This window comes from Chromohalobacter sarecensis, assembly GCF_023061135.1.
Lineage (GTDB): Bacteria > Pseudomonadota > Gammaproteobacteria > Pseudomonadales > Halomonadaceae > Chromohalobacter > Chromohalobacter sarecensis.
On the sequence record NZ_JAKGAN010000001.1, the window covers coordinates 105,944 to 117,420 of the forward strand.

At 62.3% G+C, this 11,477-nt stretch carries 11 protein-coding genes; 6 read left to right on the forward strand and 5 right to left on the reverse strand.

The window, feature by feature from the left end:
* Positions 1-209 precede the first annotated feature (209 nt).
* From ubiD to L1071_RS00560, 6 genes are all read left to right on the forward strand, one after another.
* Complete coding sequence (gene ubiD, locus L1071_RS00540; RefSeq protein ID WP_246967389.1) at positions 210-1,736, forward strand: 4-hydroxy-3-polyprenylbenzoate decarboxylase; 1,527 nt, start codon at positions 210-212, stop codon at positions 1,734-1,736.
* Positions 1,726-2,538 (forward strand): NAD(P)H-flavin reductase, encoded by an 813-nt coding sequence (locus L1071_RS00545; protein WP_246967392.1) that lies wholly within the window; start codon positions 1,726-1,728, stop codon positions 2,536-2,538. Before ubiD ends, L1071_RS00545 begins: the two co-directional genes overlap by 11 nt.
* The gene (gene folM, locus L1071_RS00550; protein ID WP_246967395.1) at positions 2,535-3,248 is read left to right on the forward strand and encodes a dihydromonapterin reductase; all 714 of its coding nucleotides are present in this window, start codon (positions 2,535-2,537) and stop codon (positions 3,246-3,248) included. The genes L1071_RS00545 and folM overlap by 4 nt, the downstream gene beginning before the upstream one ends.
* Before the next feature lie 73 nt (positions 3,249-3,321).
* Positions 3,322-3,456: a hypothetical protein gene (locus L1071_RS16185; RefSeq protein WP_281504383.1), complete on the forward strand. Its 135-nt coding sequence runs from the start codon at positions 3,322-3,324 to the stop codon at positions 3,454-3,456.
* Positions 3,457-3,757: 301 nt separating this feature from the next.
* On the forward strand, positions 3,758-4,828 hold the full coding sequence (locus L1071_RS00555; RefSeq protein WP_246967397.1) for a 3-deoxy-7-phosphoheptulonate synthase: 1,071 nt from the start codon (positions 3,758-3,760) through the stop codon (positions 4,826-4,828).
* 99 nt (positions 4,829-4,927) lie between these two features.
* Complete coding sequence (locus L1071_RS00560; protein WP_246967401.1) at positions 4,928-7,096, forward strand: PhoX family protein; 2,169 nt, start codon at positions 4,928-4,930, stop codon at positions 7,094-7,096.
* A 147-nt stretch (positions 7,097-7,243) separates the two neighbouring features.
* Here L1071_RS00560 and ppk1 read toward each other — a convergent pair whose 3' ends face one another.
* The 5 genes from ppk1 to L1071_RS00585 form a co-directional block, all read right to left on the reverse strand.
* The gene (gene ppk1, locus L1071_RS00565; protein ID WP_246967404.1) at positions 7,244-9,445 is read right to left on the reverse strand and encodes a polyphosphate kinase 1; all 2,202 of its coding nucleotides are present in this window, start codon (positions 9,443-9,445) and stop codon (positions 7,244-7,246) included.
* A 182-nt stretch (positions 9,446-9,627) separates the two neighbouring features.
* Entirely contained in the window at positions 9,628-10,407 is a 780-nt protein-coding gene (gene tatC / locus L1071_RS00570) for a twin-arginine translocase subunit TatC (protein ID WP_246967407.1), read from the reverse strand.
* The gene (tatB, locus tag L1071_RS00575; protein ID WP_246898795.1) at positions 10,404-10,799 is read right to left on the reverse strand and encodes a Sec-independent protein translocase protein TatB; all 396 of its coding nucleotides are present in this window, start codon (positions 10,797-10,799) and stop codon (positions 10,404-10,406) included. Before tatB ends, tatC begins: the two co-directional genes overlap by 4 nt.
* 5 nt (positions 10,800-10,804) lie before the next feature.
* Positions 10,805-11,080 carry a Sec-independent protein translocase subunit TatA gene (gene tatA / locus L1071_RS00580; RefSeq protein ID WP_246967410.1) on the reverse strand — a complete coding sequence of 92 codons (276 nt, stop codon included), beginning with the start codon at positions 11,078-11,080 and terminating at the stop codon, positions 10,805-10,807.
* A 37-nt stretch (positions 11,081-11,117) separates the two neighbouring features.
* The gene (locus L1071_RS00585) at positions 11,118-11,456 is read right to left on the reverse strand and encodes a phosphoribosyl-ATP diphosphatase (RefSeq protein ID WP_246967412.1); all 339 of its coding nucleotides are present in this window, start codon (positions 11,454-11,456) and stop codon (positions 11,118-11,120) included.
* Between the last annotated feature and the right edge of the window lie 21 nt (positions 11,457-11,477).

The following is an 11,477-nucleotide window of genomic DNA, read 5'->3' on the forward strand; positions in this document are numbered from 1 at the left end:
GTTGAGGCGAGCGGCGCCGAGGATAGGCCTGCAGGAGGTCCTACGCCATGGATGGCGTAGGTAGCGTCCAGGGATGGGTTCATAGCGCCTCCGGAAGGCCTGCCTCGGCTGACGCGTGCAAGATATCGCCGGGCTGAAGGCCGATGGGCGGTCAATGAAAGGGGCGGCATGTTATGCTGCCCTTTTCGCGTTCTGGCACGGAAAACCACATGAAGTATCGGGACTTGCGCGATTTCATCGCGGCGCTGGAGGAACGTGGCGAGCTCCAGCGAATCACGGCGGAGGTCGATCCTTACCTGGAGATCACCGAGATCTGTGATCGTACGCTACGCGCGGGCGGACCGGCGTTGCTGTTCGAGAACGTCAAGGGCCACGCCATGCCGTTGCTGGGCAATCTGTTCGGCACGCCGGAGCGTGTCGCACTGGGCATGGGCCAGGACTCGATCGGCGCGCTGCGCGAGGTCGGCGAACTGCTGGCATTTCTCAAGGAGCCGGAGCCGCCCAAGGGCTTCCGTGATGCCTGGGAAAAGCTCCCCATCTTCAAGCAGGTAATGAGCATGGGGCCCAAGACGTTGCGCAAGGCGCCATGCCAGGAAGTGGTCCGCGAAGGCGACGATGTCGACCTTGACGAGCTACCGATCCAGCATTGTTGGCCGGGTGACGTGGCACCGCTGGTGACCTGGTCGCTGGTGGTCACCAAGGGGCCTCACAAGGAGCGCCAGAACTTGGGCATCTACCGCCAGCAGAAATTGGGCAAGAACCGCCTGATCATGCGCTGGCTGTCGCATCGCGGCGGGGCGCTGGATTTCCAGGAATGGCAGCAAGCCCACCCGGGCGAGCCGTTTCCGGTGGCGGTGGCGCTGGGTGCCGACCCGGCCACCATTCTCGGTGCGGTGACGCCGGTGCCGGATAGCCTCTCCGAATACGCCTTCGCCGGCTTGCTGCGCGGCTCGCGCACCGAACTGGTCAAGTGCGGGCATGCCGATCTCGAGGTACCAGCCTCGAGCGAAATCGTTCTCGAGGGTTATCTCTACCCCGACGATACGGCGCCGGAAGGCCCTTATGGCGACCATACCGGCTACTACAACGAGGTCGAGACGTTCCCGGTCTTTACCGTGGAACGCATCACCCATCGCCGCGATCCGATCTATCATTCCACTTATACCGGGCGGCCGCCGGATGAACCCGCCATCCTCGGCTTGGCACTCAACGAAGTGTTCGTGCCGATCCTGCGCAAGCAATTTCCCGAGATCGTCGATTTCTACCTGCCGCCGGAAGGCTGTTCCTACCGCATGGCGGTGGTGACCATGAAGAAGCAGTACCCGGGCCACGCCAAGCGCGTGATGATGGGCGTGTGGAGCTTCTTGCGCCAGTTCATGTACACCAAATTCGTGATCGTGCTCGATGACGATGTCGACGCGCGTAACTGGGAAGACGTGATCTGGGCGATCACCACGCGCATGGACCCGGCGCGCGATACGGTGATGGTCGAGAACACGCCCATCGACTATCTCGATTTCGCCTCGCCGGTGGCGGGCCTGGGGTCGAAGATGGGGTTCGATGCCACCACTAAATGGGCGGGCGAAACCAACCGCGAGTGGGGCACGCCCATCGTCATGGACGAGGCCATCAAGCGGCGTGTCGACGCGCGCTGGGAGGAATACGGCATCGCGACGCCGCCACCGGCCCCCCGACATTCGCCCCAGAGCGACGAACGAGGACACGATGACGCCTAAGACCCTGACCTGCCATGTCGAATCGGTCGAGGACCTGACGCCCGATGTATTCCGCGTGCATCTGGCGGGGCGCCGCGAGGCTATCGCGCATGCCCCCGGGCAGTACCTGGAGCTCAAGCTCGACGACGAGACCTGGGTGCCGTTCTCCATCGCCAACGCCCATGTCGACGACGGCATCATCGAACTGCACGTCCAGCATTGGCCGGAACGCAGCAACTCGGCACGCCTGCGCGAGATCCTCGTGCAGGCCGCCCAGTTGACGGTGCGCCTGCCCAATGGCGGCTGCGTGCTGGACCTCCGCAGTCGGCGGCCGCTGACGCTGATCGCGGCGGGCACGGGTTTCGCCCAGATGAAGGCCATCGTCGAGGCGGCTCTGGCCAACGAGCACCCGGGCCCGATTCGGTTGTGGTGGGCGGTCAAGCATCCGCGGGATCTGTATCTGGAAAGCCTGGCGCTGCAATGGGTCGCCGAGCATACGTATGTCGAGATGCACACCGTCAGCGAGGAGAGCGATCCCGGTCTGAGCACGCCACCGGGGGTGACACGCCACATCGGGCGTATCGACGAGGTGCTTGCTACGGTATTGGAGGACGTCTCCGGCGATGATATCTACCTCTCCGGCTCGCCGGGCATGGTCTACGCCTGCATCGATACGCTGGCGCCGCTGGGGCTCGATCCCGAGCGAGTCTTCTCGGATGTCTTCGCCTATGCGCCGCGCGTACCGCTGATTCCGCTGCCGGACGACGCGGCCGAGACCGTACCGCTGTCGCCCGGCGAGCGCCGTGCGGAGGACGACGCATGAGCCAATCGCCGATTCTCGTCACCGGTGGCGCCCAGCGCTTGGGGCGCCATTGCGTCGAGCGCCTGCTTGACGACGGCCAGCCGGTGATCATGAGCTACCGTCGCGAACGCGAGTCTCTTGAGGCACTGCGTCGTCGCGGGGCGGTGACTCTGGCGGCGGACTTTTCCAGCGAGGCGGGCATTCACGACTTCATTGCACGCCTCAAGGCGCAGACCTCGTCGCTGCGCGCCATCGTCCACAATGCCAGCGACTGGGCGCCGGACAGCCTCGACGACGATGCCGGCGCCAATTTCGAACGCCTGTTTCGCGTGCACATGCAGGCCCCTTACCTGATCAACCTGCATGCCCGAGAGCTGCTCGATGCCTGCCAGGAACCGCAGCGCGACATCATCCACATGACTGACTACGTCAGCCAGAAGGGCTCGCGCAAGCATGCCGCCTACGCGGCGACCAAGGCGGGCTTGGACAACCTGACCCTGTCGTTCGCCGCGATGTACGCGCCGGATATCCAGGTCAACGCCATCGCGCCGGCCTTGATCATGCTGGGCGAGGGCGACGACGAGGCCTATGCCGAGAAGGCCAAGGCCAAGTCGTTGATGGCCAAGGTGCCGGGGCCGGGCGTCATTTATCAGACGCTGCGTTATCTGCTCGACAACGATTTCGTGACCGGCGCGATATTGCCTGTCGATGGTGGTCGTCACCTGCGATGAGTGACGCTTGCCGTTGCGGGCTTGCCAAATTGCCACAGCCATGTAGGATAAGGGCATGTTTAGGAGTCAACCCATGTCGATAGCATCAGTCACCGCACGTATGCCTTCCCTGCCGATTCAGGCAGCGGAAGATGCCGTGCGCGCGTTGTCTGGTTTTAGCTATGGATATTGGTTTAGCCCCGGCGTGCCCGGCGATAAGGTCACATGACCTGATACGCCGCGAGGCACGCCCACCCCGGGTTGCCTCCAGCGTCTTCGAACCCCTGGTCGGCAACCCGACCGGGGGTTTTTGCGTTTAATCCACCCCTTTTTTGACGTATGACACAGGAGCGGGACATGTTCGAGATCGGCGGCGCATGGCAGAGCACGCAGGCACTATATTATTGGCGATTTAGCGACATCCGGTCGGCCCTAGCTGCCACCTCCGACCGTGAAACGCTGGGTGGCGTCCACCGAACACGAAGTTCCGCTGTCCGCGCATGACGGACAGCCCAGACAAGAGACTCGACATGAACGCACCCCTGACGATGCCCCAACGCCCCGATGTCGCCACGGCACCTTCTCATCAGCCCTTGCCCACGCCGGGGGAACTCAAGCAGCGCCTGCCGCTGGAAGGCGCCCTCGAAAAGCAGATCGAACGCCAGCGTGGCGAGATTCAGGCTATTCTCGATGGCCGCGACGACCGTCTGCTGGTGGTGGTGGGGCCCTGCTCGATTCACGATCCGCGTGCGGCGCTGGAATATGCCGAAAAGCTCAGTGAACTTGCCGCGCGCCTCGACGACCGTCTGTTGATGGTCATGCGTGTCTATGTCGAAAAACCGCGCACCACCGTGGGCTGGAAGGGCCTCGCCTATGACCCGCACCTGGATGGCAGTGATGACATGGCGCATGGCCTGGAGGTCTCGCGGCGCTTGATGCGCGATATCGCTGCCCTGGGCATGCCCGTGGCCACCGAATTGTTGCAGCCGATGGCCGCGCCGTATCTGGAAGACCTGCTCAGTTGGGTGGCCATCGGCGCGCGTACCACCGAGTCGCAGATTCATCGTGAATTGGCCAGTGGCCTGCACGCCGCGGTGGGCTTCAAGAACGGCACCGACGGCAGCGTCGATGTCGCCGTTGCCGCAATGCAGTCCGCTGCGCACCCACATCGCCACTTTGCTCTCGACGATGCCGGTCGACCGGCGATGCGCGAGACTGACGGCAATCCGCATACCCACGTAGTGCTACGCGGTGGACATGGCAAGCCCAACTATGATGCGGACTCGGTCAGGGCCTGTCGCCGCGAACTGCAGAACGCCGGCATCGCGCCGCGTTTGATGGTTGATTGCAGCCATGCCAACTCGCGCAAGGACCACCGCCGCCAGACCGAGGTCATGCTCGATGTGCTCGAACAGCGCCTGGCCGGCGATCGCGATCTGGTCGGCGTGATGCTGGAAAGTCACCTGCACGAGGGCAAGCAGCCGTTGCAGCCGGGTGCCATGCGGTATGGCGTCTCCGTTACCGATGCCTGCCTGGGCTGGGAAACGACCGAGCACTTGCTTGCATTGGCCGCCGAGCGGTTGCGCGATGCGCGTGCCTGAGCGTTGCTTCATGGCATTGTCATATCGGCGGTCCAGGATATGACCTCACAGCTTGTGCCGACATGTCGGAGTGTCGGTCGAACGCCGTGAGGAGAGATCATGAGCAAGGAAATCGAGAATCACAGCAACCTGAACCAAAGCGCTAACGAGCCGTTTTCATCCGTGCTGGAGCGTCATGCGTCGCGACGCGACATCATGCGTGGTGGCTTGAGCCTGGCCGCCTTGGGCATGTTGGGCGGCCTTGGTGGCCTCAACATGGCCAGGGCGCAGGAAAGCGGCGCTCAAAAGACGCCGCTGGCGCTGGCGTTCGAGTCGATTGCCGGTTCGAAGACGGATGCGGTCGTGGTCCCGAAAGGCTACACCGCCCAGGTGTTGGTGCCCTGGGGGACACCGATTAATGACAGTGTGGGTCCGTGGAGCGCTGACCGCGTGGTGACCCCTGAATACCAGGCGAATAGCGTGGGTATGCACCACGATGCCATGGATTTCTTTGCGCTTAGCGAAGAGAGCGCCTCTCGCGAGTTTGTGTTGGCGCTCAACAATGAGTATATCGATCAAGGCGCCCTGTGGGCTCCCCAGGGAGGCCCTTCCAATCAAGATAGCGGTAGCCGTCCGGCGGATGAAGTTCGCACCGAGATCAATGCGCATGGTGTCACTCTCGTCAAGCTAAGCAAAAACAGTGACAACGTCTGGTCGTCGGACGCCGGTTCGCGCTACAACATGCGTATCACGTCGGCTACGCCGATAGAGATTGGCGGTCCGGTGCGCGGTAGCGATTATGTCGTCACCGCCTACTCGCCTGACGGTACCCGCACCCGGGGCACCAACAACAACTGTGGTCATGGCTTGACCCCTTGGGGCACTTTCCTCAGCGGTGAAGAAAACTGGCCTGCTATCTTTACCAAAACCAGCAGTCGCACGATTGATGACAACCGCATTGGTATTCCTGATGGGCGCAGCCGCTATGCCTGGGAAACCGCCGCCGGGGCTGTCGACGAGGTGGATGCTGAGTTTACCCGCTTCAACGCCACGCCCAGCGCCACCAGCGCCAGCGGCGACTACCGTAACGAGCCGCGTACCTTTGGTTATATGGTCGAGGTCGATCCCTACGGCAACACCGCTAGTGTCAGCACTGAAGCCGCGGCGATCAAACGGACCTATCTGGGGCGCTTCCGCCATGAGGGCGCCTGGCTTGGCAAACTGACGGCAGGCCAGCCGTTAGCGTTTTACTCCGGCCACGACGCGCGTAACGAATACATCTATAAGTTTGTTTCCAAAGCTAACTGGGATCCCGCCGATGCCAATCGCCCCGGCGAGGATTACGATCGTCTGGCGATTGGCGCAAAGTACTTGGACGCAGGCACGCTCTATGCGGCGCGCTTCAATGCCGATGGCACGGGTGAGTGGTTGCCGCTGACCGCGGACGCCACGACCCAGGATGGCCAGCGCTTGTCTACCGCACTGGGTCTGGCTGACGACGACCTGGCCGGGGTGATCATCAATACTTGTGATGCCGCTGACCTGATGGGTGCCACGCCGATGGATCGTCCCGAGTGGGCCACCGTAGACTCAAATAGCGGTGATGTGTATGTGGCGCTGACCAACAATAGCGATCGTACCGCCGAGGGCACCGCAGCCACGTTCAGCAATGGTGGTAGCGATATCGACGGGCCTGGTGTCGCCTATGACACCGCCCCGACCAATGCGGCCAACCCGCGGGCTAACAACCAAGCCGGCCAGATCATTCGTTGGCGTGAGCCTAGCCCGGCGGCGACTTCTTTACACTGGGAGATCTTCGTGTTCGGTGCCAGCGCGAACGACACCGATAACCTATCAGGACTCACCGAGCTCAATCAGTTCGCTAGTCCCGATGGCTTGTGGTTCGACGACCGCGGCGATGGCCAGGGCATCCTCTGGATCGAAACCGATAATGGCTATGATGGCGTCGCCGAACAGACCAACGACCAAGTGCTGGCGGTCGTGCCGAGCGCCTTATCACATGAGCGCGGTCAGGCCCCGGTGGTGGGGGCCGGCAATCAGCAGCAGCTCAAGCGGTTCGCGGTCGGCCCCAATGGTTGCGAGGTGACGGGGGCGTTCACTACGCCCGACAAGACAGCGCTGTTCATCAACATCCAGCACCCCGGCAATTGGCCAGCGGATCCCGGTGCCGCGACGCAGGATGCCACGCGCGCGACTGACGGCAGCGTGCGTCCGCGGGCGGCCACGGTGGTGATCCAGAAAGCCGACGGAGGCCAGATCGGGGTGTAACCGACGCCTGGAAGAGCGCCGCTACGTGGCTGGAAGCTGGAAGAAAAATCGCCTCCGTCGCTTGAACTTGCGACGGAGGCGGTTTGGTTCAGGCTGTCTTCGAGCTTCGAGCTTCGAGCTTCGAGCTTCGAGCTTCGAGCTTCGAGCTCAGGGTTTGACGGCGTAGGCGTAGAGCAAGGTTTCCTGGGCGCTGATCGGTTCGGCGTCGCCGGCGTCGAGGAGACGGTAGCGGCCGTCGGTCTGTAGTTCCCAGCTCTGGCAGTTGTCCACGAGGTAAGTGGCCAGATCCTTGCGTACGCGTTGGGCGAGCTTCTTGTCGAGCAGCGGGAAGCAGGTCTCCACGCGGCGGAACATGTTGCGTTCCATGAAGTCCGCGCTGGAGCACCAGGTTTCAGGCTTGCCGCCGTTGTGGAAGTGGAACACGCGGGTATGTTCCAGGAAGCGACCGATGATCGAGCGCACCCGGATATTATCGGAGATCCCTTCGACGCCGGGTCGCAGGCAGCACATGCCGCGAATGATCAGATCGCATTGCACCCCGGCGCGCGAGGCGCGATAAAGCGCGCGGATCAGCTGTGGCTCGGTCAACGAATTGCACTTGATGATCAGCTGCGCCTTGTGGCCTTTTTCGGCGTAGCGTGCTTCGCGGTCGATCATCGCCACCAGGCGGTCGTGCAGCACGAACGGCGCATGCAGCAGCGTATCGATCTGACGCGGTTTGCCCATCCCAGAGAGCTGCTGGAAGACCTTGTGAACATCTTCGCACAGTGTCTCGTTGGCGGTGAGCAGGCTGTAGTCGGTATACAGCTTGGCGGTCTTGGAGTGATAGTTGCCGGTGCCCAGGTGCGCATAATAGCGCAGCGTGCCGCGTTCACGGCGGACCACGTGGAGCATCTTGGCGTGGGTCTTGTAGGCCATGACGCCGTAGATGACGATGGCGCCGGCTTCCTGGAGACGCGATGCCAGCGCGAGGTTGTCAGCCTCGTCGAAACGCGCCCGCAGTTCGATGACCACGGTGACTTCCTTGCCGTTGCGTGCGGCATCGACCAGGGCGCTGACGATGGGCGAATCGGCGCCGGTTCGGTACAGCGTCTGCTTGATCGCCAGCACATCCGGATCGCTGGCGGCTTCCTGAAGCCAGTCCTCGATCAGCGAGAAGGACTGGAAAGGATGGTGGAGCAGGATGTCGTTCTGGGCGATCTGGGTAAACAGACTGACATCGCTCTTGACCTGACGTGGCACTCCCGGCGTGAAGGTACGATACAGCAAGTCGGGACGCTCGACGTCACTGAGCACCGACATCAATCGCGTCAGGTTGACCGGGCCGGAGACGCGGTACAGATCTGCGGCCTCGAGCTCGAACTGGGTGAGCAGGAAGTGCGTCAGCCGGTCGGGGCAATTATCGGCCACCTCGAGACGTACACCACTGCCGTAGCGTCGCGCCAGCAGCTCACCGCGCAAGGCCGAGGCCAAGTCCGAGACATCTTCGGGGTCGACGGCCAGATCGGCGTTGCGCGTCAGGCGAAACTGGAAGCAACCGCGCACCTGCATACCGGGAAATACTTCCTGAGCATGGGCGTGAATCATTGACGACAGGAAGACGTATTCGGTATAGCCGGCCTCGCTCAGCTCACGTGGTAGGCGCATCAAGCGCGGCAGCGAGCGTGGGGCGGGCAGGATGGCAAGCCCCCCTTCACGGCCGAAGGCATCGGTGCCTTCGAGCTCGACGATGAAGTTCAAGCTCTTGTTGACCAGGCGTGGAAACGGGTGCGAAGGGTCGAGGCCGATGGGGCTGATCACTGGAATGATTTCCTCGGCGAAATACTCGCGTACCCATTCAGCCTGGGCCTCGGTCCACTGGGTGCGGCGGCGAAAACGCAGGCGTTGCTCCTCGAGCGCAGGGATCAGGGTCTCGTTGAGGATGCGGTATTGCCGCTCGACCTGCTCGTGCGCGATGCGCGATATCTCGGCGAGCACCTGGCGGGGTGGCATGCCGTCGGAGCCGCTTTCCTCGCGGGCCAGGGCGACTTGATGCTTGAGGCCGGCCACGCGAATCTCGAAGAACTCGTCCAGATTGGAAGAGAAAATCAGCAGGAACATCAGTCGATTGAGCAGCGGATGTGAGGGATCCAGAGATTGCTCGAGCACGCGGATGTTGAACTGCAGGTGCGAGAGTTCGCGGTTGAAGTACAGTGCTGGATCGTCGAGTTCGGCCTCGGGGAATGGCGCGGGCTTGGCGTGAATGCCCGTGCGCGTGCGATTGACGCGAAGCGGTGGCTTCTCACCGACTTCCTGAGATGCTGCATTATCGCTACCGAGGGGAACATCGGAAGAGCGCGTGTCGTCCATCATGAGCTCCCTGTCGTCGCTTGTGACCAACCGCTGGGCCGGAAGCATGACACCCGTCTGTGACAAGAATGTGACAGTGACGAGCGTGTATCTCCGGGTATCTGCAGTATACCCACGAAACCGAGCGCGACACGCACCAATCAACGGCGAAGGCGGGCCAGGCGTGGCCCGTTTGTCGTAGATCAGTCTTCTCGGGATGCCTCGTCATCGGCGTCGTGACGGTGGCGCGGTACCAGGCGACCGAAGAGGATGCCGACCTCGAACAGCAGCCACATGGGAATGGCGAGCAGGCTCTGGGAGACCACGTCCGGGGGCGTCATCATCATACCCACCACGAAGCAGCCGACGAGCACGTAGGGGCGTTTCTTGCCAAGACTTTCGACACTGGTCGCACCGGTCCAGATCAGCAGGAACGTGGCGATGGGAATTTCGAAGGCCGCACCGAAGGCAAAGAACAGCTTGAGCACGAAATTCAGATACTGATTGATATCGGTCATCACCGTGACGTTCTCCGGCCCGGTATGGACGAAGAAGTCGAATAACAGGGGAAAGACCACGAAATAGGCGAAGGCCACGCCGCCGTAGAACAGCAGAATGCTCGAGGCGAGCAGGGGAAATGCCAAGGTCTTCTCGTGCCGGTAGAGGCCCGGCGCGATGAATGCCCAGGCCTGGTAGAGCACGAAGGGTACGGCGATGAAGAAGGCCGTGAACAGCGTCAGCTTGAAGGGCGCCAGAAAAGGTGAGGCCACTTCGGTAGCGATCATCTGCGCGCCTTCGGGCAAGAGTGCCATCAGCGGGTCGGCGACGAAGCTGTAGATATCGTTGGAGAAGGCGTAAAGCGCGCCGAAGATGACCACGATCACCGCCACCGCCTTGACCAGCCGCGAACGCAACTCGATCAGGTGTTCGATCAAGGGTGCCTGGGCGTGCTCCTCCGGTTCGCGGGGCGATGTATCGCTCATGGGGCGTTGGAATCCTTGGCGGACGAGGCGTCGGGTGTGTCCCGGGGGGCGTCGGGACGCGTCGCTGAGGCGTCATCATCCGGTTTAGGCGCCGTCGGCCCCCGGCGTGATCCGGCGTGGTGCGTGTCGGTGTCGTCGGCGTGGCGTTCGACCCCGTCGCGGACCTTGTGCAGACCGGCATCGAGCTTGCGTTGCTGCTCATTGAGCTTCTGACGCAGGTCCTCGGCTTCCAGCTGTGCGTTGATCTCGCGCTGCATGCCGGACACCGTACGCTTGATTTTGCCGATCCACAGGCCCACGGTGCGCGCCGCCGTGGGCAGGCGCTCGGGTCCTAGCACCAACAGGGCCACGACACCGATGATCATCAGTTCGAGAAAGCCCATATCGAACATGGCGGTTACTTCCGCTCGGACGTTTCGTCGGCCTTGGACGATTGCGAGGTTTTCGATTGGGTGTCGAGCGTCTCGTCGTTCGCTTCATGCTCGACACGCTGCTGCGTCGTGTCCTCGTCGTCGTGCGCTTTTTTCTGTTCCTCTTCGCCGACGGCGCTCTTGAATCCCTTTACGGCACCCCCGAGATCGCTGCCCATATTGCGCAGCTTCTTGGTGCCGAAGATCAGGATGACGATGCCGAGAACGATCAGCAGCTGCCAGATACTGATTCCACCTAACATGGAAGATCTCCTTGATGCCCGAAGACGGCCGGGCCGATTAGCGTGATGGGCGTGAGGCTTTTTCTTCCAGGCCGGACGTTCCGAAGCGCCGGGCCAGTTCATCCAGCACCGCCTGATGGTCGATGTCCAGATGCGAGAGCATCACCAGGCTATGAAACCACAGGTCGGCGGTTTCGGCGACCAATGCCTGACGCGTTTCGTCGTCACCGTGCTCGGCGTCCTTGGCGGCGAGAAGGGTCTCGGTGGTTTCCTCACCGACTTTCTCCAGGATCTTGTTGAGACCCTTGGCGTGGAGCTTGGCAACGTACGAGCTGTCGGGGTCGGCATGGCGGCGTGTGGCCAGGACGTCCGATAGCTGGGCAAGCGTATCATTCATGATGTGACGGTCCCGAGACAA

Coding starts and splice junctions, on each gene's coding strand:
- ubiD (WP_246967389.1), top strand. CDS start 210: ATGAAGTATCGGGACTTGCGCGATTTCATCGCGGCGCTGGAGGAACGT.
- L1071_RS00545 (WP_246967392.1), top strand. CDS start 1,726: ATGACGCCTAAGACCCTGACCTGCCATGTCGAATCGGTCGAGGACCTG.
- folM (WP_246967395.1), top strand. CDS start 2,535: ATGAGCCAATCGCCGATTCTCGTCACCGGTGGCGCCCAGCGCTTGGGG.
- L1071_RS16185 (WP_281504383.1), top strand. CDS start 3,322: ATGTCGATAGCATCAGTCACCGCACGTATGCCTTCCCTGCCGATTCAG.
- L1071_RS00555 (WP_246967397.1), top strand. CDS start 3,758: ATGAACGCACCCCTGACGATGCCCCAACGCCCCGATGTCGCCACGGCA.
- L1071_RS00560 (WP_246967401.1), top strand. CDS start 4,928: ATGAGCAAGGAAATCGAGAATCACAGCAACCTGAACCAAAGCGCTAAC.
- ppk1 (WP_246967404.1), bottom strand. CDS start 9,445: ATGGACGACACGCGCTCTTCCGATGTTCCCCTCGGTAGCGATAATGCA.
- tatC (WP_246967407.1), bottom strand. CDS start 10,407: ATGAGCGATACATCGCCCCGCGAACCGGAGGAGCACGCCCAGGCACCC.
- tatB (WP_246898795.1), bottom strand. CDS start 10,799: ATGTTCGATATGGGCTTTCTCGAACTGATGATCATCGGTGTCGTGGCC.
- tatA (WP_246967410.1), bottom strand. CDS start 11,080: ATGTTAGGTGGAATCAGTATCTGGCAGCTGCTGATCGTTCTCGGCATC.
- L1071_RS00585 (WP_246967412.1), bottom strand. CDS start 11,456: ATGAATGATACGCTTGCCCAGCTATCGGACGTCCTGGCCACACGCCGC.